This window comes from Pseudodesulfovibrio karagichevae (genome assembly GCF_041414475.1).
In the GTDB taxonomy this organism is placed as follows: domain Bacteria; phylum Desulfobacterota; class Desulfovibrionia; order Desulfovibrionales; family Desulfovibrionaceae; genus Pseudodesulfovibrio; species Pseudodesulfovibrio karagichevae.
The window spans coordinates 19019-40485 of the sequence record NZ_JBGLYH010000012.1 but is presented as its reverse complement, the minus strand read 5'-3'; the positions used below and the strand labels follow the sequence as shown (position 1 = coordinate 40485).

General features: G+C 65.4%; 19 protein-coding genes. 2 read left to right on the top strand and 17 right to left on the bottom strand.

What is annotated here, in order from left to right; genetic code table 11:
* Positions 1-6 precede the first annotated feature (6 nt).
* The 14 genes from folP to AB6M95_RS06220 all read right to left on the bottom strand — a co-directional run bounded on the left by folP (position 7) and on the right by AB6M95_RS06220 (position 16897).
* Complete coding sequence (gene folP, locus AB6M95_RS06285; RefSeq protein ID WP_371385884.1) at positions 7-846, bottom strand: dihydropteroate synthase; 840 nt, start codon at positions 844-846, stop codon at positions 7-9.
* 17 nt (positions 847-863) lie between these two features.
* Complete coding sequence (ftsH, locus tag AB6M95_RS06280; protein ID WP_371385883.1) at positions 864-2900, bottom strand: ATP-dependent zinc metalloprotease FtsH; 2037 nt, start codon at positions 2898-2900, stop codon at positions 864-866.
* 141 nt (positions 2901-3041) lie between these two features.
* Positions 3042-4427: an argininosuccinate lyase gene (argH, locus tag AB6M95_RS06275; RefSeq protein ID WP_371385882.1), complete on the bottom strand. Its 1386-nt coding sequence runs from the start codon at positions 4425-4427 to the stop codon at positions 3042-3044.
* 3 nt (positions 4428-4430) lie between these two features.
* Positions 4431-5663, bottom strand: a complete 1233-nt coding sequence (locus AB6M95_RS06270; RefSeq protein WP_371385881.1) for an argininosuccinate synthase — start codon at positions 5661-5663, stop codon at positions 4431-4433.
* Positions 5664-5688: 25 nt separating this feature from the next.
* Positions 5689-6588: an ornithine carbamoyltransferase gene (argF, locus tag AB6M95_RS06265; protein WP_371385880.1), complete on the bottom strand. Its 900-nt coding sequence runs from the start codon at positions 6586-6588 to the stop codon at positions 5689-5691.
* A gap of 130 nt (positions 6589-6718) precedes the next feature.
* The gene (locus AB6M95_RS06260; RefSeq protein WP_371385879.1) at positions 6719-8284 is read right to left on the bottom strand and encodes an AlbA family DNA-binding domain-containing protein; all 1566 of its coding nucleotides are present in this window, start codon (positions 8282-8284) and stop codon (positions 6719-6721) included.
* Positions 8285-8286: 2 nt separating this feature from the next.
* Positions 8287-8796, bottom strand: a complete 510-nt coding sequence (gene ybeY, locus AB6M95_RS06255; RefSeq protein WP_371385878.1) for an rRNA maturation RNase YbeY — start codon at positions 8794-8796, stop codon at positions 8287-8289.
* Complete coding sequence (locus tag AB6M95_RS06250; protein WP_371385877.1) at positions 8793-9722, bottom strand: PhoH family protein; 930 nt, start codon at positions 9720-9722, stop codon at positions 8793-8795. The genes ybeY and AB6M95_RS06250 overlap by 4 nt, the downstream gene beginning before the upstream one ends.
* A gap of 52 nt (positions 9723-9774) precedes the next feature.
* Positions 9775-10539 carry an ABC transporter permease gene (locus AB6M95_RS06245; protein ID WP_371385876.1) on the bottom strand — a complete coding sequence of 255 codons (765 nt, stop codon included), beginning with the start codon at positions 10537-10539 and terminating at the stop codon, positions 9775-9777.
* Entirely contained in the window at positions 10533-11267 is a 735-nt protein-coding gene (locus tag AB6M95_RS06240; protein WP_371385875.1) for an ABC transporter ATP-binding protein, read from the bottom strand. The genes AB6M95_RS06245 and AB6M95_RS06240 overlap by 7 nt, the downstream gene beginning before the upstream one ends.
* A gap of 3 nt (positions 11268-11270) precedes the next feature.
* The gene (locus tag AB6M95_RS06235; RefSeq protein WP_371385874.1) at positions 11271-12197 is read right to left on the bottom strand and encodes an ABC transporter substrate-binding protein; all 927 of its coding nucleotides are present in this window, start codon (positions 12195-12197) and stop codon (positions 11271-11273) included.
* Positions 12198-12316: 119 nt separating this feature from the next.
* On the bottom strand, positions 12317-13399 hold the full coding sequence (locus AB6M95_RS06230) for an SO_0444 family Cu/Zn efflux transporter (protein ID WP_371385927.1): 1083 nt from the start codon (positions 13397-13399) through the stop codon (positions 12317-12319).
* Between the two features lie 80 nt (positions 13400-13479).
* Positions 13480-13836 carry an ArsR/SmtB family transcription factor gene (locus tag AB6M95_RS06225; protein ID WP_371385873.1) on the bottom strand — a complete coding sequence of 119 codons (357 nt, stop codon included), beginning with the start codon at positions 13834-13836 and terminating at the stop codon, positions 13480-13482.
* A gap of 115 nt (positions 13837-13951) precedes the next feature.
* Entirely contained in the window at positions 13952-16897 is a 2946-nt protein-coding gene (locus tag AB6M95_RS06220) for an NAD-glutamate dehydrogenase domain-containing protein (protein WP_371385872.1), read from the bottom strand.
* Between the two features lie 228 nt (positions 16898-17125).
* Here AB6M95_RS06220 and AB6M95_RS06215 point away from each other — a divergent pair, with 228 nt between their 5' ends.
* Both AB6M95_RS06215 and AB6M95_RS06210 read left to right on the top strand, forming a co-directional pair.
* Positions 17126-18070, top strand: coding sequence for a chemotaxis protein (locus AB6M95_RS06215; RefSeq protein WP_371385871.1), 945 nt, complete (start codon positions 17126-17128; stop codon positions 18068-18070).
* Positions 18067-18468 carry an Hpt domain-containing protein gene (locus tag AB6M95_RS06210; RefSeq protein WP_371385870.1) on the top strand — a complete coding sequence of 134 codons (402 nt, stop codon included), beginning with the start codon at positions 18067-18069 and terminating at the stop codon, positions 18466-18468. The genes AB6M95_RS06215 and AB6M95_RS06210 overlap by 4 nt, the downstream gene beginning before the upstream one ends.
* A 65-nt stretch (positions 18469-18533) precedes the next feature.
* On the opposite strand, the gene AB6M95_RS06205 is transcribed toward AB6M95_RS06210, so the two are convergent.
* From AB6M95_RS06205 to AB6M95_RS06195, 3 genes are all read right to left on the bottom strand, one after another.
* The gene (locus tag AB6M95_RS06205) at positions 18534-19043 is read right to left on the bottom strand and encodes a hypothetical protein (RefSeq protein WP_371385869.1); all 510 of its coding nucleotides are present in this window, start codon (positions 19041-19043) and stop codon (positions 18534-18536) included.
* An 11-nt stretch (positions 19044-19054) separates the two neighbouring features.
* Entirely contained in the window at positions 19055-20899 is a 1845-nt protein-coding gene (locus AB6M95_RS06200; RefSeq protein WP_371385868.1) for a UbiD family decarboxylase, read from the bottom strand.
* A gap of 110 nt (positions 20900-21009) precedes the next feature.
* Positions 21010-21270, bottom strand: coding sequence for a hypothetical protein (locus AB6M95_RS06195; protein ID WP_371385867.1), 261 nt, complete (start codon positions 21268-21270; stop codon positions 21010-21012).
* Positions 21271-21467: the final 197 nt, after the last annotated feature.

Sequence of the window (21467 nt, the reverse complement as noted above, 5' to 3'; positions counted from 1 at the left end):
CTTTAACTACGCCAATTCACGAGCTATGGTCAATGTCTGTCGCGTTAATTGCACTTCATGCACGCGATGAATGGGCACGCCCCTGGCCGCGAGCACGGCCGTGGCCGCCTGGGTGGCGTTCTGGCGCTCCCCGGGCCCGGCGCCGACCAACCCCTGCCAGACGGCCTTGTTGGACAGCCCCATGTAGATCGGCAGGCCGAATTCGTTGAACCGCTCGATCTCCCGGAGGATGGCCAGGTTGTGCTCCAGCTTCTTGCCGAACCCGATGCCGGGGTCCAGGACCACCCGGTCCAGAGGCAGCCCGGCCCCTTCCAGAACCCCCAGCCGCTCCTCGAAAAACGCCATGATCTCGTCGACCACGTCGTCGTACCTCGGCTCGACCTGCATGTCTTCGGGCCTGCCCAAGGAATGCATGAGCACGTAGCCGGGCTTGTATTCGGCGAGCACGTCCAGGAGCTCCGGCTCGAAACGGAACCCGGACACGTCGTTGATGATAGCGGCCCCGGCGTCCAGGCAGCGGGCGGCCACACCGGCCTTGTAGGTGTCCACGGAGATGACCGCGCAGGTGCGGGCCTCGACGAGGCCCTCGACCACGGGCAGGACGCGGGCCAGTTCCTCGGCCTCGCCCACCGGGTCGCTGTACGGCCGGGTGGACTCGCCGCCGATGTCCAGGATGTGCGCGCCCTGCCGGGCGAGCTCCAGGGCGTGGGCCACGCCCGAAGCCGTGTCGGCATGAGCCCCGCCGTCATAGAAGGAGTCCGGGGTCACGTTGACGATCCCGGCAATGAAGAAGGGGGAAGGTCCCAAGACCTTGCCCCCCTTAACTGTCCATGTAGTATCGTTCATGATCTGCCGTCGACCGCTTATTGCAGCTTGTTTTCGCCACCGTCTCCGTCGGGTTCGTCCCCTTCACCCTCGTCGAGGATGAAGTCATCGCCGGAGGATTTCCCTGAATCGCCGGGCTTCTCGCTCACGGGTTCATAGCCGGGGCCCGAATCCGTCGCGGCCCGGCCGGTGGCGGTGTAGCCCGACGGGGTGCCGGAGCCGTTTGCGCCGGACGAACCGGAACCGGAGTTGTGGTTCAGTTCCACGGGCGGCAGCTCCTTGCCTTCCATGAGCAGGTCGATGTCGTGGCCGGTGATGGTCTCGCGCTCCAGCAGGGCCATGGCGATGGCGTCGAGGAGTTCGCGGTTTTCCTTGATCAGGGTGGTGGCCCTTTCATGGGCCTCCTCCACGAACCGGCGGACTTCGGAGTCGATCAGCTTGGCCGTCTCCTCGCCGTAGTTCTTGTTGTGGATGAGCTCACGCCCCAGGAAGACCTGCTCCTGGTTGTCGCCGAAGCTCATGGGGCCAAGCTTGTCGGACATGCCCCACATGCAGACCATGTTGTGGGCGGTCTTGGTGGCCCGCTCGATGTCGTTGCTGGCGCCGGTGGTCAACTGGCCCAGGACGACCTCCTCGGCCACGCGGCCGCCCATGAGCACGGCCATATTGTTGCGCAGGAATTCCTTGGAATAGTTGTGGCGGTCCTCGCCGGGCAGCTGCATGGTCACGCCGAGCGCGCGCCCGCGGGGGATGATGGAGACCTTGTGCACCGGGTCGGTGCCGGGCAGGAACTTGGCCACCAGGGCGTGTCCGCCCTCGTGGTAGGCCGTGGTCCTCTTGTCGTCCTCGGAGAGGATCATGGAACGCCGCTCGCGGCCGCCCATCATGACCTTGTCCTTGGCCTCCTCGAAATCCTCCATGTCCACCCGGTCCTTGCCCAGCTTGGCCGCGCCCAGCGCCGCCTCGTTGACCAGGTTCTCCAGGTCCGCGCCCGAGAAGCCGGGAGTGCCCTTGGCGATGATCTCCAGGTCCACGCTCGGGGCCAGCGGGGTCTTGCGGCTGTGCACCTTGAGGATGCGCTCGCGGCCGCGCAGGTCCGGGCTGGGCACGACCACCTGGCGATCGAAACGGCCTGGCCGGAGCAGGGCCGGGTCGAGCACGTCCGGGCGGTTGGTGGCGGCCACCAGGATGACGCCCTCGTTGGACTCGAAGCCGTCCATCTCGACGAGCAGCTGGTTCAGGGTCTGCTCCCGCTCGTCGTGGCCGCCGCCGAGGCCTGCGCCGCGCTGGCGCCCCACAGCGTCGATCTCGTCGATGAAGATCAGGCACGGGGCGTTTTTCTTGCCCTGGGCGAAGAGGTCGCGCACGCGGGACGCGCCCACGCCGACGAACATCTCCACGAAGTCCGAACCGGAAATGGAATAGAACGGCACGCCCGCCTCGCCGGCCACGGCCCGGGCCAGCAGGGTCTTACCCGTGCCGGGGCCGCCCACCAGGAGCACGCCCTTGGGGATACGGCCGCCCAGACGGGTGAACTTGCGCGGTTCGCGCAGGAAATCGACCACCTCGGAAAGCTCTTCCTTGGCCTCGTCCACGCCTGCCACGTCGTCGAAGGTGACCTTGGCGGTCTCCTCGTTGATCAGGCGGGCCTTGGACCGGCCGAAGCTCATGGCCCCGCGTCCCCCGCTGCCGCCGCCCTGCATCTGGCGCATGAAGAAAATCCAGACGCCGATGAGCAGGATCATGGGGAACCAGGACAGGAGCAGGGTCAGATACCACGGCGACTCGTCCGGCGGCTCGGCCTTGACCTCGACGCCCTTGGCAATGAGGGTCTCGATCATCTTCGGATCGTCCGGGGCGTAGGTCTGGAAGGCCTCGCCGGAGCTCTTCACGCCGGAGATCTTCGGCCCCTGGATCTTGACCGAGGCCACGGCGCCGCTGTCGACCATGGACAGGAATTCACTGTAGGACGGCGTGTCCTTGGGGACCGGAGGCTGGTTGAAAAGGTTGAACAGGACGACCATCAAAATGAAGATAATCGCCCAGATGACAAGATTTTTCATATGGTTGTTCAAAGGAGAGTCCTCCGTAAGGGTCAATTGAACGGCCCGGGGGGCCCGCTGGAAACCGCAAGCCGCGATTTCAGAAATCTAGAGTAATGCCGTTGTTTGAAAAATCAAGTGAATCGGCAAAAAAACTCGGATTACGGACACCCCCTACAGGGAGCCAAGCCAATCCCTCAACGCTCCGATCTGCGCGGCCACGGATTCGGGGCCCGTGCCGCCCGGGGTGATCCGCCGCCGGATGGCGGCCGAGTAGTCGAGCACGGCGTAGACGTCTTCCCCGATCTCGCCGGAGAAACGCTTCAGTTCGTCCAGCCCGAGGTCTTCCAGGCCGACGCCCTTGCCCTCGGCATAGGCCACGGCCGCGCCGGTGATGTGGTGCGCCTCGCGGAAGGGCACGCCCTTGGCGGCCAGATAGTCGGCCAGTTCGGTGGCGTTCAGGAAGCCGCGCTTGACGGTCTCGGCCATCTTTTCGGGCACGAACTCCATGAGCCGGAGCATGTCGGCCATGATGCCCAGCGACGCCGTGACCGTGCGGTCCGCGTCGAAGAACGGCTCCTTGTCCTCCTGCATGTCCCGGTTGTAGGTCATGGGCAGCCCCTTGATCAGGACGAGCAGGCCCATGAGCGAGCCGACCACGCGGCCGGTCTTGCCGCGCATGATCTCGCAGGCGTCGGGATTCTTCTTCTGGGGCATGATGGAGGAGCCCGTGGAATACTGGTCGGGCAGCTTGACGTAGCCGAAATTCGGGTTGGCCCAGATGATCAGCTCCTCGCACATGCGCGACAGGTGGACCATGACCAGGGAGCTGGCGAACACGGCCTCGAGCACGAAGTCGCGGTCGGACACGGCGTCCATGGAGTTGGCGAAGGTCGCGGGGAGCCCGAGGTCGTCGGCCACGGCGCGCGGGTCCACCGGATGGGTGGTCCCGGCCAGGGCCGCCGCGCCCAGCGGCATGACCCGGACCCGCTTCAGGGCGTCGGTCACGCGCTCGAAATCGCGCTTGAACATCTGGCAGTAGGCCAGCAGGTGCTGGCCCAGGGTCACGGGCTGGGCGGGCTGAAAATGGGTGCAGCCGGGCAGCATGGTGTCCCTGTGCTCCTCGGCGCGGTCGACGAAGACCGTGACGAGCGTGGCCAGGTACTGCTGCCAGGCGGCCAGCCGGGCGGCCACGTGCAGGCGGAAGTCCAGGGCCACCTGGTCGTTGCGGCTGCGCGCGGTGTGCAGCTTGCCGCCGAGCGGCCCGATAATTTCGGTCAGCCGGGACTCGACGTTCATGTGCACGTCTTCCATCTCGGTCTTCCAGACGAACGCGCCGGACTCGATCTCGGACCTGACCTTGTCCAGCCCGTCGCAGATGGTCCGGGTCTCATCGGCGGCCAGGAAGCCCTGCCTGGCCAGCATCCGGGCGTGGGCCTGGGAACCGCGTATATCCTCGGCGTAGAGAAGCCGGTCAAAGGACACGGACTCGGAAAACGCCTCCATGGACGCGGCGGTCCCTTGCGCAAACCGCCCGCCCCACATCTTCTTGTCTGCCATAACTTACTCGCAGGAGTCTTCGGTCTCTTTCCCGCCCCATTTGGACTGCTGCATGCGGCCCTTCAGGCGCAGGCCCACCAGCTTGATGAAGCCGGCGGCGTCGGCCTGGTCGTACACGTAGTCTTCCTCGAAGGTGGCCAGCTCGGAGTTGTAAAGCGAGAACGGGGACTTGCGGCCCAGCGGCACGCAGTTGCCCTTGTACAGCTTGACCCGCACGGTGCCGGTGACCTTTTCCTGGGACTTGTCGATCATGGCCTGCAAGGCCTCGCGCTCGGGCGAGAACCAGTACCCGTAGTACACCATCTCGGCGTATTTGGGAATGAGGGAGTCGCGCAGGTGCATCATCTCGCGGTCCATGCACAGCCCTTCCAGGTCGCGGTGGGCGGCGGCCAGGATGGTCCCGCCGGGGGTCTCGTACACGCCGCGCGATTTCATGCCCACGAAGCGGTTCTCGACCATGTCCACCCTGCCGATGCCGTGCCTGCCGCCCAGCTCGTTGAGCTTGGCCAGCAGAGCCGCCGGGGAGTACTTCACGGAGTTGATGGCGATGGGATCGCCGGCCTCGAAGTCGATGGTGATCTCCTCGGGCTGGTCCGGGCACTTCTCGGGCGGGGTGATGTTGCGGTAGCAGTCCGGGCCGGGCGCGTTCCACGGGTCCTCCAGCTCGCCGCCCTCGAACGAGGTGTGCAGCAGGTTGGCGTCGATGGACCACGGTTTCTTGCGGCTGACCGGGATGGGAATCTCGTTTTCCTGGGCGAAATTGATCAGGTCGGTGCGGGACTTGAGCTCCCACTCGCGCCACGGAGCGATGGTCGTCAGCCGGGGGTTGAGAGCCATGGTGGCCAGCTCGAAGCGGACCTGGTCGTTGCCCTTGCCGGTGGCGCCGTGGGCGACGGCCTGGGCGCCCTCCATCTCGGCGATCTCGACCATGCGCTTGGAGATCAGTGGCCGCGCGATGGCCGTGCCCAGCAGGTAGCGGCCCTCGTACAGGGCGTTGGCCCGGAACATGGGGAAGACGTAGTCGCGCACGAACTCCTCGCGCAGGTCCTCGACGTAGGCCTTGACCGCGCCGGTCTTGAGCGCCTTGGCCTCGATGCCGTCCATCTCCTCGCCCTGGCCGAGATCGGCGGTCATGCAGATCACGTCGCAGTCGTAGTTGTTCTTCAACCATTTGAGAATGATGGAGGTGTCCAGCCCGCCGGAGTAGGCCAACACGACCTTGTCTATCTTCTGCATTGTATATTCCTCGTACTTATTGAAATTATTTAAAGATCCACTCAAGGATCGCCTTTTGCGCATGGAGCCGGTTCTCGGCCTGGTCCCAGACGATGGAGGCCGGGGACTCGAACACGGCCTCGGAGACCTCCTCGCCGCGATGGGCGGGCAGGCAGTGCATGAAACTCGCGTTCGGCGCGGCCAGGCCCATGAGGGCTTCGTCCACCATGTACCCGGCAAACGCGGCCTCGCGCTTCTTCTGCTCTTCTTCCTGGCCCATGGACGCCCACACGTCGGTGTTCACGTAGTCCGCCCCGGCCACGGCGACCTTGGGGTCGTCGGTCAGGGTGATCTTCGCGCCGAGGCTGACGGCCTTGTCCAGGATGGCCTGGTCGGGCTTGTAGCCCTCGGGGCAGGCCAAACTCAGCTCATAGCCGAAGGCGGCAGAACCGTTGATGAAGGAGTGGGCCATGTTGTTGCCGTCGCCGACCCATGCCACCTTGACCTTGTCCAGGTCCGGGGTGCGCTCGTACATGGTCAGGATGTCGGCCATGACCTGGCACGGGTGGTATTCGTCGGTCAGGGCGTTGACCACCGGGATGTCGCCGTAATCGACCAGGGTTTCCAGCTTCTCCTGGCCGAAGGTTCGCACGATGAGCCCGTCGGCGTATCGGGAGAGGACGCGGGCGGTGTCCTTGAGCGGTTCGCTGCGCCCCAGCTGGGAGTCGCGGGCGGCGATGAACACCGGGTCCCCGCCCAGCTGGCGCACGCCCACCTCGAAGGACACGCGGGTCCGGGTGGACGCCTTTTCGAAAATCAGCAGCACGGTCTTGCCGTCCAGGAGATCGGTGCGGACCTTGGCGTCCTTCATCTCCTTGGCGCGCAGGATGACCTGCTTCACTTCATCCCTGGGGATGTCCAGAATGGTCAGAAAATGTTTGGGCATCGTACGTTTACTCCATCAGCGATTGCCATGATATCAGGAAAGAGATGGAGTTTGGCCCATATTAATTTGAATGTAAAGGAATTTGGCCGCCGGAAATCCCGGAAAACCAAGGCGGGCCACGGACGCGGGGCTACTGGTGCCTGCCGAGCCAGTCGTGGAACTGCTTGAGCGTCAGGCACCGGCTGGCCGGCCCGCTGCGCACATAGAACTCCTCGCCCTTGGCCGCGTCCAGGATGGCCGGGGCCGCGGCCGGGATGCAGTGGATGCGCAGGACCCGCTTTTCCCCCATCTCGATGACCCTGCTGTCGATGTAGCGCGAAAACTCGGTGCCGATGTGCCGGTCCACCAGGTTGTTGAAGTGCAGCAAGGCCTTGTCGTCGCTCTCGAAATTGTCCTCGTCGAAGCCGGTCACGGTGCCGTCGTCGGCCACGCCGATGAGCAGGGTGCCGCCCTCGGAGTTGAGGAAGGCGGACACGGTCTTGAGGCAGGCGTGCTCGATCTCCTTGCCGTTCTTGCCGGACTTGAGGTTGAAGCGCAGGGTCTGCTTGAATTCGAGCCTGCCGCCCTCCCCCGACCGGATGAGGTCGAGGATGTCCCCGGCGGAACCGGCGGCCTCGCGGCGCAGGCCCAGGGATTCGATGCGGCTCCGGCTGCGGTGCAGGATGAAGAGCACGCCGAAGGCCATGAGGATGAGGACCACGGCCCCGGCCTGGAGGAAGGAGTCGCTGGTCAGGGTGGACAGGACGTTCTTGCGCGGCACGGCCACGCCCAGGGAGAGGGTGTCGCCGAAGATGGACAGGGGCATGGCCCAGGTCCACCAGACCTCGCCGCCCGAGGTGAAGGAGAACGGTTTGTCGGGGGTCCCGTCCTCCAGGGCGGCCAGCCCGGTCACGGCCTTGCGGACCACCGGGTCGGTCAGCTTGTCCGGGGGAAGCGCCTGCCCGGCCAGATCCGGGGCCACGTCGGTGCCCAGCCCGCTCACGGGCATGGCCCGGCCGTCGCCCCAGTAGAGGAAAATCCGTTCTGCCCCGCCGTGCTCGGCCTCGCTGAGCTGCGACAGGATGGCCTCGGCCGGGAAGGCGAAGGAGAGCATGAGCCGCTGGCCCGAATCGGACTCCACCAGGGAGGAGGCCGTGATCCAGGCCACCTTGACGTGATGGAACCGGCCCGCGCTGCGCCAGTTGACCTGGCCTGGGTCCAGGTGGCTGAATTCGTTGGACAGGGTACGGTCCACCTCGCCCAGGTCCAGGGCCCAGCCGGTGAACGGCTGGTCGCTGGCCTTGCCGTCCTTGAGCAGCTCCCAGTTCAGGACCGTATGCATCTCGTCGGGCACGGCCTCGACCATGCCGCCGAAGCGCCGGGTGAGCAGGTAGCGCAGCCCCTGCCCGTCGCTGAGCAGGATCGCCTCCAGGTTCTGGTGGTCCTTGAGGACCGCGCTGAACTCCTTGCGCAGGGCGCCCGGCTTGAGGCTCTTGAGCAGCCCCTGGCCCATCTCCTGGTTGGAGTTGCGCACCGCGTTGAGAAGCACGGTGACCGCGCCGGACAGGCCGCGCGCCGAGTTCTCCACGGCCACCATGGCCGCGTCGTGACGGATCTCGCGCACGCCCATGTAGGCCAGCGCGCCCACGGCCGACACCGCGAAGATGACGCCGTAAAAAAGCAATTGATACAGCTGTCTGCCCTTGATGCCGCGCATGACTACCCCGCCGCTCCGGCGTATTCGTCCAGGACCCGGTCCACGGCCGCGTCGGTCATGTCGAACATGATCTCGCCGTGGTCGAACCCGGCCAGATGGAGCAGCCCGTGGGCCAGCAGCCGGGCCAGGTGCTCCAGGGGGAGCTGACCGTACAGGTCGGTCTCGCGGGCCAGGGCATCCACGGACAGGGCCAGCTCGCCGAGAAAGGTCTGGTCGCCGGGCTCGCCGACCTCTCCGCCCGCGCCGTATTCCGTTTCTTCCGCATCTTCCGCGTCGGCCTCGTCATGGGCCGGAAAACTGAGGATGTTGGTCGGCCCGGAGCAGCCCAGGAACTCCCGGTTGAGCCGGGCGATCTCGCGGTCGTCCACCAGCTTGAGCTCGAAGGTGCGGCCGGTAAGCCCCAGGGCGTCCAGCAGGATCGCGGCCAGCTCCCGGAGCTCGCACCGGGACAGGGGGAACCTCGGGTCGAGCCGGGTTTCCCTGATGATCTCCACCGGGGCGGTCACGCTCATTCCGCGTTGCCCTCGTGGACGTCGTAGGCCCGGACGATGCGCCCCACCAGCGGATGGCGGATGACGTCCTTCTCGTCGAAGGTGATGAACTTCACGCCCTTGACCCCGTCGAGGACGTGCCGGGCGTGGAGCAGGCCGGATTTGGCGTGGACCGGCAGGTCGATCTGGGTGACATCGCCGGTGACCACGGCCTTGGAGCCGAAGCCGAGCCGGGTCAGGAACATCTTCATCTGCTCGGGCGTGGTGTTCTGGGCCTCGTCCAGGATGATGAAGGCGTCGTTCAGGGTGCGCCCGCGCATGAAAGCCAGCGGGGCCACCTCGATGACCCCGGACTCCTGGTAGTCCTGGACCTTGGCGAAATCGAGCATGTCGTGCAGGGCGTCGTAGAGCGGCCGCAGGTACGGGTTGATCTTCTCGGCCAGGTCGCCGGGCAGGAAGCCGAGCTTCTCGCCCGCCTCCACGGCCGGTCGGGTCAGGACGATGCGCTTGACCTCGCGCCGGGTCAGCGCGCCCACGGCCATGGCCACGGCCAGGTAGGTCTTGCCCGTGCCCGCCGGGCCGATGCCGAAGGTCATGTCCGACTCGCGGATGGCGTCGAGATATTCCCGCTGGTTCAGGGACTTGGGCGAAACGGTCCGTTTGCCCGAAGTGGCGTAGACGTCGCCCTTGAAGACCTCGCACACGTCGGCCGAGGGCTGGCGCTCGAGGATGCGGCAGGCGAAGTCCACGTCCTGCGGGTACACGGCCTTGCCGCGCCGGATCATGGCGTAGAGCTGGGTCAGGACCTGGGCGGCCAGGTCGCCCTTCTCCTCCCCTTCCGGGGAGTGGATGATCAGGGTGTTGCCCCGGCTCTCGATGCGCACGCCGAGGCGTTCGCCCAGGAGTTTCAGATGCTGGCCGTGGGGGCCGAAGAGCTGGCTGGCCATATGGCCGTCGTCGAATTCGAGTTTGGTGACGGGCAGAACGGTTTCCTCCGAATTAATCCTTGGCGCGCAAGAACATCCATTTGCATGCCTTGCGCTCCATGACGTTGGCGATCTCGTACAGGGCCGCGCCCATGATCGACATGCCGAGGATGCCGGAGAACATGGTCAGGTAGTCCATGGCCCCCCAGGCGTCCATGATCATATAGCCCAGCCCCCTGGTGGTGGCAAAGGATTCAACGAAAAAAAGAACGGCCACGGACACGCCGGTGCCCAGGCGCAGGGCCGTGAACCCGTGCGGCAGGGCCGCCGGAAGCAGGACCTCGCGCAGGACGTCCCAACTCCCGCCGCCCAGGGAGCGGACCGAGTCGAAATACTTGGGATGGATGGAGCGCACCCCGTCGCGGGTGGTGACCAGGATCTGGTAGCCGAGGATGAGCGCGATCATGGCGATCTTGGAGGTGTCGCCCAGGCCGAGCAGGAGCAGGAACACGGGCAGGAGCACGATCTTGGGCACCGGATAGGTCAGGAAGACGAAGGGAGCCAGGATGTCGTCCACGCGCTTGACGCTGCCCATGACCAGGCCCAGCGGAAAGGCCGTGACCCAGGCCATGGCCATGGCGCTCACCGAACGGTACAGGCTGACCCCGAAGTGCTCCCAGAATATCCGCGTGGTCATGGCCCGGCCCAGGGCCGCCAGGGCGTCCTCGGGGTTGGGCAGGATGACCCCGCCCAGGGCCATGGCGGCCAGCTTCCAGAGCACGCCCACGACCAGGATGACCAGGCCGTAGCGCAGAATGGCGCTGACCGGCCTCACCACTGGGCCTCCACGGTGTGGCGCAGTTCCTTCAAAAGCGCGAAGCACGCCTCGGTGTCGCGGATGCGCGCGTCGCCGAAGCCGGGGTTGTCGAACACGGCCACGGGCCTGGCCGGGCGCGCGGACATGACCATGATCCTTTGGCCGAGCGTGACCGCCTCTTCGAGCGAGTGCGTGACCAGGACGTAGGGCACCCGGCGCGCCTGCCAGGCCTCGAGCAGGGCCAATTGCAGCCGCTCGCGGGTCAGGGCGTCCAGGGAGGAAAAGGGTTCGTCCAGCAGGGTCAGCCGGGGCCGGGTGACGAAGGCGCGGGCGATGGCCACCCGCTGCTGTTCCCCGCCCGAGAGGTTGGCCGGATAGTCGTTGTCGCGCCCGATGATGCCCACCTCGGCCAGCTGGGCGCGCGCCCGATCGAGCCGCTCCCTGCGGCCCACGCCCTGGATCTTGAGGCCGAGCGCCACGTTGTCGATGACCGTGCGCCAGGGCAGCAGGCCGTAGTCCTGAAGAATGATGGAGATGTCCGAAGAGGGACCGGTGACGGGCCTGCCGTCGAGCAGCGCCCGCCCGGCGTCGGGCGTGGCCAGGCCGCTCAGCAGATAGAGCAAGGTCGTCTTGCCGCAGCCGGACGGACCGACCACGGCCAGTGTCTCCCCCTGCTCCAGGGTGAAGGAGACATCCGTGATGACGGTCTTGCCGTCATAGGATTTGCCCAGGTTCTCGGCGGTCAGCATGGGCTACTTGTGCGCGGGAGGCAGGGCCGCGGCGTGGGGCACCCGCTTCTTGAGCAGCCCCTTGGCGATCATCCAGTCCTGGACCTCGTTCAGCTCCGCGGCGGCGGGCAGCGCGGGCGCCGGGAAGGGATAGACCGGGAACCGGGAGACCAGCGGCTTGGGGATGCGGCAGGCCTCGGCCATGAGCATGCGGTAGTTCTCCGGGGTCTCGGCCAGCCGCCGGACCGCCTCGCGGTAGGCCGCCAGGAATTTGCCGTAGGCCTCGCCGTTGTTCTCGAAATAGCGGTTGTGCAGGCAGAGCACGGTCAGGGGCAGGTTCAGGTCCTCGGCCGTGGCCAGGACGTTTCCGCCCTTGAGCCGGGCCAGGGAGAGCAGCGGCTCGGGCAGGAGCGCGGAATCCACTTGGTCGGTCAGGAGCATCTGCAGCCGGATGGGCATTTTCTTGACTTCCAGCCGCTCGAAATAATTGCGCTTCACTCCGAGGTGGTCCTCAAGCTTGTCGGCCAGGAACTCCATGACCGTGGACCTGGACAGGGCCAGGGAGCGGCCCCGCATCCCGGCCAGGTCCCTGTCCCGGTTGGCGGGCGACAGGGCGATGCCGAACATGGGGTAGCCCGGCGTGGTCCGCCAGGAGGTCAGGGCGATGTGCATGGGCACGCCCCGGTCCAGGAGCAGATAGGTGGCCACCAGGTCGCCGAAGTAGCCGTCGATCTGGCCGGTCTGCATGGCCGTGTCGCGCTCCAGCGCGGACATGAACCGCACCAGGGTCACGTCCAGGCCGTTCTCGGCGAACAGCCCTTCCCTCTCGGCCACCTGCAACGGCAGGGTGTCTATGACCGGCAGGATGCCGAAGCGGATCTTGATGTTCTCTGCGCGGGCCGTGGTGGCCAGGGCCAGGATCACGGCCAGGGTGAGCAGGATTTTCTTCATTCCGATTCCCCTTGGATTTGCTGGCGGGCTTTTAGCATGATGCGTCGAGAAAAGAAAGACGCGACAGCCCGTTGCCGCCGCGTCCGGAAAGCGGGAACCGACCGGTCCCGAGCTTAGCTTCAACCGCCGTGGGAATGGGAACCGCCGGACAGAAGTCCGCCCAGGAAGCTTTTGGCCACCAGGGCCACCGTGAGCACGGCGGCGGCCACGCCCACCCAGTGGGGCAGCAGCTCGCCCACGTCCGAGACCGTGGCCCGGATGTCCAGGCCGAGTCCGGCGTACAGGTGGTCCGTGGCCCAGGCCAGGGCCAGGGAGCAGACCATGATGGAGGCCACGTAGAGCCCGGCGGCCCGCTTGCCCAGGGTCTTGAGCATGACCGTGATGGTCGCCCCGTTGGTGGCCGGACCGGCCAGGAGGAAGACCAGGGCCGCGCCGGGCGAAAGCCCCTTGAGCAGGAGCGAGGCCGCGATGGGCGTGGAGGCCGTGGCGCAGACGTACAGCGGCATGGCCACCACCAGCATGGCCAGGTAGGAGAACAGGCCGGTGCCCACCCAGCGGTCCAAGGCGTCCGCCGGGATGGCCGCCGAGATGATCCCGGCGACGAGCACGCCCACCAGGAGCCAGCGGCCGATGTCCTCGATCATCTCGCCGAAGGCGTAGCGCATGCCCGCCGAGAAGCGGCCCTTGAAGGTGGGCGGCGGGGAAACGGCGCAGGAGCCGCCGCAGCCGCAGCCGGTGCAGGCCGCCGCGCTGTCGGACAGCCCGGCCAGGGGCTGGGGTTCGGCCTTGTTGTCCGGGAAGGCGTTGATCAGCACCCCGGCGAAAATGGCGGTGATGGAGGCGGCCACGGGCCGGATGACGGTCATGATCGGATCGATGAGGGCGTAGGTCACGGCCATGGAGTCCACCCCGGTCTCGGGGGTGGAAATCATGAAGGCCGTGGTCGCGCCCTTGCTGGCCCCCTGCCGGCGCAGCCCCAGGGCCGCGGGCAGCACGCCGCAGGAGCACAAAGGCAGCGGCACGCCGATGACGGCGGCCTTGAGCACCGCGCCGAAGGACTTGCCGCCCAGGTGCCGGGCCATGAACGAATCGGGCACGAATCCCTTGAGCAGCCCGGCCACGAAAAACCCGAAAAGCACGTACGGTGCGGCCTCCACCAGCACGCGCCAGGACTCGATCAGAACATTGGCGATGAGATCAATCATGCAACAACCTACAAAGACGTTTTATTCATATGTGAATACTTATTCATATCACTGGACAAAAAAAAGGAGGAGGCGGGCTACGCCTCTTCCTTGATGTGGTCCAACCCCTGGGAGACCAGGTTGCGCACATGGTCGTCGTCCAGGGAGTAAAAGACGTTCTTGCCCTCCTTGCGGTAGCGCACCAGCTTCGCGGCTCTGAGCAGCCGGAGCTGGTGGGAGATGGCCGACTGGGACATGTCCAGGACCTCGGCCAGGGCGCATACGCACAGTTCGCCTATGGACAGGGCGAACAGAATGCGCACGCGGGTATAGTCCCCCAGGGCCTTGAACAGTTCGGCAAGGAACAGGAATTCCCGCTCGGAGAGCATGGATTCTCGTGCGGCGGCGACGTTTTTTACGTGCTGCTCGGTATCACTGCAAGCGATGTTCGACATTTCTTCCCTCACATGAATAATCACTCATTTGTTATAACAATACGTACTGACACCTCGCTTGTCAAGCCCGGCACCCCCGTGGCGGGGGATGCCGGGGATCGTTGCGCCGTCCGCCCTACCCCAGTCCGAGGCGGTCCAGGGTCAGGAGCTTGCGGCCCGAGAAGTCCAGGATGCGGTCGATGAGTTCGGCGTGTTCCAGGCCCGCGCCGCGCACCTCGGCCATGAGCCCGGCCACGACCTTCTCCTGTGCGAGGTAGCCGAAGACCACCTCGCGCACATCGCGCAGGGAGACCAGCCGGTCGGCCCAGCCCAACCCCTCCTGGTAGAGCATCTTGGCCGAGATGAACGAGGCCAGCAGGGCCAGCTGGTGGGGACGCGGCAGGTCGTTCACGATCCGCTCGCGGTATTTCTCGACCAACACGGCCGGGCAGTAGGACAACAGGACCTCGACCAGTTCCGGGTCGTCGCCCACCCTGCCCACGGACTCCATGAGCACGGCGTCCACGCGGTCGGCCAGGGTATTGATGGACTCGGACAGGGCGTAGGAGAGCTGCGTGATGGTCCGCTGCCCTCCGGCCAGCTTGTACTCGCGCATGAGCAGGCGCGCCTCGGACCGGGCCCGCAGCCGAAGGATGTCCAGGAGCTGGGCGATGTAGTCCTGCTTGATGCCCAGGAACTCGTCCTCGCTCAGGATCAGCCCGGCCAGGATCTCGTAGGACGAGCAGATCACGCCGGTCTTGTTGGCCGACGGGCCCGGAACCACCGGGACCCCGGCCTTTTCGAGCATGGCGCGGGCGTCGGTGGAGATGAAGATGTTGGCCCCCTCGACGATGCCCTTTGCCGAGGGCGTGCCGTCCTTTTGCAGGAACTCCTTCCAGTTGGACATGTTCACCGTGTCCGGCCTGCCGCCGGACGGGATGAAGATGTCGGCCACCACGGTGTTGTGCAGGGAGTTGCGGATGCGCGTTCCCCTGGGCTCGGCCGTGGTGACCACGAACGCGCCCTCCCCCTTGAGCCGGGCCTGGTCGAAATCCGAGGTCCGCAGGTCGTTGTCCATGAGCCGGAGCAGCTCGGCGTGGTCCATGCCGTCCGGATCATAGACCGCGCCGTGGCCGTCGGACATAGCCAGTATCCGGGCGTTGTCGCCGTACTCGCGCATGAGGATGCGCATGACGTTGGAGGCCACGTCCCCGGCCGGGCCGCCGGTCAGCTTGACCGTGAACGGCTGGTTTCTCGGGTCGATGCCCAGCGTGTGCAGCAACTCCTCGGCAAAGACGATGACCCCTTCCGAAGTCACGCCGTACTTCTTGTGGGCGATGCCCGCGCCGGGCTTGGAGCTCATGAAGGCGCTGGGCCACTTGTAGCCGCGCCGGGCCGCCCGGTCCGCCATCCACTGGATGTGCGCCGGGGTGATGTTCTCGTCCGGGCCCAGGAAGATGATCTCCTCGCGGTTCAGATAGTCCACGATGCCGGGCTGGACGAACCCCTCGGCCCCCTCCGGGATGACAAGCAGGTCCAGGAAGGAGTCGACCATGGACTTGATGGCCAGGTCGATATCCCCCTCGGGGCCGAGCAGGATGACGGCCTTGGAGCCGCCCTCGGGGATGTCCTTGTTCTTGAACTGCTGGGCGCGGGCCAGCTTGGTGACCTCGTCGAGCAGCCGGTTGGACTCCACCTCGAACTGCTCTTGGCTCCAGGTCCGGACCACGCGCACGCCGCCGCGCGCCATGTCGCGGTAGCGCACCTGGAAGGCCCAGCTGTATGGGCCGTGGAAGCAGTACACCCCGAAGGGCCGCTCCTTGCGCGGCAGCGGGGCCAGGATGAGCGGGTCGAGGCGGAAGCTCAGGCCCAGCTTATGTTCCAGGTAGTAGTTGGTCCGCAAGGTGTAGCGGAAGAACTTGTAGATGTAGGTCAGGATGTCGCGGTGGATGGCGTTGTCCACGTCCTTGATAGCCGCGCGGACGCGGTCGCGGAGCTCGCGCACCGCCTTGGGCCGGTCGCCCGTGAAGGCCGGGTTGCAGCGCACGTCGAAGTACTCCATGAGCAGCCCGGCCACGTCCCGGTGCTTCAGGATGGCGTAGACGATGCGCGAGGAGGTGTAGGCGTGCAGGTCCTTGCGGATCAGGAACTGGTGGGCGAATTCGCCTGCGGCCTGCATGAGCATGACCTGACCGAGCTCCCAGCCTTCCTCGTAGGCCAGGGCGTCCAGGCCGTGGGGCGCGAACCATTTGCACATCTCCAGCTGGCGCTTGAGCCGCAGCCACTGCGAGCCGCCCTCCTCCAGGTCCACGCGGTTCTGGTCGAGGTAGAAGCTCATGATGGAGATGGCGGGCAGGCCGGGGCGCTCGAACTCGTCGGCATAGGCCCGGTCCACGGGGATGCCCTCCCGGGCGATGACGTTGACGATGGTGTGCAGCAGCCCCTTTTTCGGCGGCTGGAGCATGGCGATGCCGATGCGGTCGAAACCGGGATGGACGTCCTTTTCGAGCTGCACCTGGACCCGCTCCTCGTTCTCCAGGCAGCCGCAGGTCTTGAAGTGGCGGATGGCCCGGGCGGGCTCGAACTTCTCCATGTAGTCCTCGCTGACCCAGCCGAGGAACTGTTCGAAGCCGTTCAGGTCGCCGGGGTCGAGGTCCATCTCCCCGGCGCGGGCCTTCTCCAGTACCTCCTGCACGCCCGCGTTGTCCGCCGCGCACAGCGGCTGCGGGCCGAGGACGAAGGTGTCCAGCCGGATGGTGTCGTCGTGGCTGGAATAGATGCGCGCGTGCTGGATGTCCTTGTTGCGGTATTGCTTGAGCACCCAGCCCAGGGTGTCCATGTCCCCGCTCGGCGAGATGTGCGTCACCCTGGACCCGCACGGGCTGTGCAGGGCGATGGACTGTTTTTCCTCGCGGACCATGCCGGAGATGAGCGCCATCAGGTGCTTGATCTGCTCATCCTCGCCGTGGGTTTGAAAATAGTATTCGGGCATGTCGCCGTAAAACCACGGAACCAGCGTGGACGCCGATTCTTCCAGGGTCTTGAGGAGCTTTTTCCGAATCTTCGCCGGGTCAACAGGCATATTCCCGTCCATCATGCATCTCCCTTCCGTTTGGGTAAATTTTCCACGTGTCTCTCTTGTGCATGGGCGGAGCCACCGCGTCAACCCCGCGGGCTCGACTTCCGCATCGTGCCGACACGTTATAAATGTCTTACTTATCAATCTAATGGCGTGGACATAAACGGTGTGACAGCGTAAGGAAACGAATACGGACACCCTGGAAAGACAATCCGATAAGGGAGTAGGGATATGAGTAAAAGCGCCATAGATACCGGGATCCTCCTGGAGACGGGAACCAACGAGCTCGAAATACTCGAGTTCTACATCAACGAGATCCGCGAGGAAGGAAAGGACCCTGTTCCGAACTTCTTCGGCATCAACGTGGCCAAGGTCATGCAGGTCATCGAGACCCCCAATCTCGAACCGCCCGAATCGGCCCCCCACCCCTCGTTCATGGGGACCATCCCCCTGCGCGACCTCATCCTCCCGGTCCTGGATCTGTCCGTCTGGCTGGAGCTGGACATGCCCAAGACCGAGCGGGACATCGTCATCGTCACCGAGTTCAGCAAATCCGTGACCGGGTTCCTGGTCTCGGGCGTGACCGAGATCCACCGCGTGGGCTGGGGCGAGGTCATCCCGCCGTCGAGCATCATCTCCACCAACACGGACGCCATCGTCGGCCTCATCGACAAGGGCGAATACTTCGTTCAGCTCCTGGACCTGGAGACCATCCTGTCCCAGTTCGAGCCCGACGACGGCGTGGAGATGGCCGTGTCCGCCAACGAGTACAGGGTCCTGGTCGCCGACGACTCAGCCACCATCCGGGCCATGATCAAGTCCAACCTGACCGAAGCCAATTTCCACCCGATCATCACCAACAACGGCGACGAGGCCCTGCGCACCGTCCTGGACCTCAAGGCCAAGGCCGAGGCCGAGGGCAAGGACATCACCGAATACGTCGACCTCGTCATCTCCGACATCGAGATGCCGCTCATGGACGGATTCAGCCTGACCAAGAACATCAAGCAGGATCCGGTCTTGCGGAAGCTCCCCGTTATCCTGTATTCTTCCATCATCACGAATGAACTGCGGCACAAGGGCGAGTCGGTGGGCGCGGACATGCAGATATCCAAGCCCGACCTGCACACCATCCCGCAAGTGGCGCTCGAACTCATCGAAGGTGGTGCGGATTGATCCAGCGAGGCGACCAGGTCCTCGAAATCTTTCTCGAAGAGACAGCGGACCGGCTCGACGCCGTCGAGTCGGGTCTGTTGCATTTGGAAAGCTGTGGCGAGGATTGCGACCCCGAGATCATCAACTCCATCTTTCGCGACGCCCATTCGGTCAAGGCGGGCTCCAACCTGCTCAAGCTGAACACCATCGAGAATCTGGCCCACAAGCTCGAGAACGTCCTCGAAATGATCCGCAAGAAACAGATCGTCCCCTCGGAGATCATCGTCACCGCCTGCCTCGAATCCGTGGACAAGCTCCGCGAGCTGATCGAAAACATCGAGCGCAGCGACACCATCTCCATCCGGCTGCACACGCGCATGCTCGAAATGGCCGTCCAGAAGACCCTGCAGGGGGAATAGCGACGCAAAAACGAAAAGCGGCCGCACCCGACAGGGCGCGGCCGCTTTTTTCGTGCTGCGAAAGGCTAGTTCTCCAGGGTCGCCAGGAACTCCTGGGCCTCGCTCATGCGGGCGAACGAGGTGTTCTTGAAGACCTCGCTCTCCACGGCCTTGACGAACTCGTCGTAGGTCAGAACGCGGAAATCCAGCATCATGCCCTTGATCCTGAAATACAGCTCCAGGAAGGCGAAAACCGGCTCGTCGGACAGGGTCCTGGCCAGTTCCCGGCCGTTGTTCAGGGTGGTGTACGGCTTGTTCATGCCGCCCAGGTAGAACATGTCCAGGCCGGACTTGCCGTCCGTGACCACCCCGAGCAGGTTGAAGGTCTGGAGCCGGGAGACGAACTCCTCGGTCATGTTCGGCATCTCCATCAGGTCCTTCTTGGGGAACATGCCCACGAAGACCATCTGCCCGCCCTCCTCGGCCATGGTGTGCCGGAAGACGTGCTCATCCCGGTTCTTCCGGGCGGCCTTGACGGTTTCGTAGAGGTCCAGGGAAAAGGCGAGCTTCAGTTCCTGTGCGACTTTTTCGTCCATGTGGTTCTCCGTTAGATGATTCCGTGCAGCGGGCCGCCCTTGGCGCCCAGTTCGTCCACCCGCTTCTCCACCTCGGGGTCGTCCTCGAGCGGCGGCGCATGGTAGGTCTTCAGTCTCGCGTCCACGACCAGGGCCTTTTCCGCGCCCCAATGCTTGGCATGGGTAAACGCGCCCGCGCCGTAGATGTCCGTGGCCGGGTCGGACCGGGTGAAGGTCACCCACAGGAAGTTGTCCCAGTTCTCGGCCGTGAAGCGCGCGTCGTCGGCCACCACGATCAGGGGGAACCCCTCGATGCCGGGGACCCTGGCCAGCGTCTCGCCCAGCCGCTCCAGGGCCGGGTCCTGCTGGTCCCGCTTGCGTTGGTGCTTGGGTCCCTTGATGACCAGCATGCCCGGCGCGAAGACCCTCGGGTCGCGGAAGCCGCGCGGCAGGTCGAGCCCGGACGGGACCTCGGCGCCCAACTCGCGCTTGCGGCTCCCGGCCACGGCGAAAATCAGCTTGGAGCCCTGGTTCAGGCTGATGCCCGAGTAGTCCAGGGTGTCGATGGTTGTCCGGGTGATGAAATGCAGGTCTCGGGTCAGGTCCGCCCGCTCCAGCAGATGCCGGAAGAACGCCGGCACGTCGTGGCAGCCCAACCCCTGGGGCAGGTCCTCGCGGGCCGCGATGAGCACGTACTTGGACAGCGAGGTCTGGGTGTTGCCGAGCAGTGCCATGGCGTTGGTCAACAGCTCCTGGGGCTGGCGCTCGGCCGCGTACGGCACGTAGCGCTCGCTGCCCACGGCCAGGAGCAGCGGGTGCACCCCGGCCGCGTCCACGGCGTGGACCTCGTGCACGCCCGCGAAGACCGACGGCACCAATTCGGCCGTCAGCTCGTGGACGAACTGGCCGAACAGGGTATCCTCCTGGGGCGGACGGCCCACCGTGGTGAACGGCCAGATGGCGTCGTCGCGGTGATACACCTTGTCCACCTTCAGCACCGGAAAATCGTGGGCCAGGCTGTAGTAGCCCAGGTGGTCGCCGAACGGTCCCTCGGGCTTTTCCCCGCCCCGGACCACGGTGCCGCAGATGCAGAAGTCCGCCTCGGCCGGGATGGGCAGCCCGCCCGGCCGCATGACCATGGAGATGCGGTGGCCGCCCAGGGCCCCGGCGAAAAATATCTCGGCCAGCCCCTCGGGCAGGGGCATCATGGCGGCCAGGGTCATGGACGGCGCGCCGCCCACCGCGATGTTGACCTTGAGCGGCTCGCCCCGGCGCAGGGCCTCTGCGTGGTGGTGGCCGATGCCCCGATGGATCTGGTAGTGCAGCCCCACTTCCCTGTCGCGGACGTAGTCGTTGCCCGACAGCTGGACGCGGTACATGCCGAGGTTGGACCCGGCGAAGCCCGGCGCGGCCGGGTCCTCGGTGTAGACCTGGGGCAGGGTCACGTAGGGGCCGCCGTCCATGGGCCAGGACTGGAGTTCCGGCAGGCTGGAGACCACGGTCTCGTTGGCCATGACCGGTCCGTTCGAGACCTTCCTGGGCAGGGTGTGCCAGGCGGTCCGGGGCGCGCCCAGGTATTGCCACGGGCGGCGCAGGCACTCCATGGGGTCGAGTTTCAGCTTCATCAGCCGCTCCACCGTCTCCAGGGTGTCGCGGAAGATGAAGCGCATGCGCTCCCGCGTGCCGTAGAGGTTGGCGGCCATGGGGAAGCGGCAGCCCCGGACGTTGGCGAAGAGCAGTGCCGGGCCCTTGGCCCGGAAGACCCGGCGCTGGATGGCGCCGATCTCGAGCTTCGCGTCCACGCACTTGTCGATGCGGACGAGCTCTCCCCGTGCCTCGAGGGCATCGAGGCATTCACGCGTGTTCCTGTATCCCATTGCGGTTCCCGTTTGTTGACTTTGTGGCGAGCCAATCTAGACGGAAAAGGCGGAAAAGTTAAGCGGAGAATCGATCTGCGCGGGAACCTTGGAGCGGGAGCCGCCGGGGGCTAGTTCGTGGCCGAGGGAGGTTCCCAGACGCAGGCGTACCGCGCCGGGGACAGATGGCGGTAGCCCGGCTGCAGCTCCTCGTCCAACGGCTTCATCCAGCGCGAGGCGAGGTTGCGGCAGGTGTTGCAGAACTCATCGGGGAAGTTGCACACCAGGCAATAGGGTTGATAATCGTCGCAGGTCGCGGCGTTCCAGGGGCGTTGGTGCCCGAGAATGCACTTCTTGTGATGGAAGACGCATTCCTGGCAGTTGTTTGACATCGTTAACATTTTCCGCATTGTTCAATCCTCCGAACCGGGTATGATCTCAGTATTGCCTGTAAGCACGGAGGCGGCATTTTTTGTATTATAATCTGTGCGGGCCCTGCTGATAGATCACGCGGCGGACACACGGCCGGGGCCAACCCGCGGAAATCGCGGCACTCTGTCCACGGCCATTCCCGCCTTGTCATTTAGCG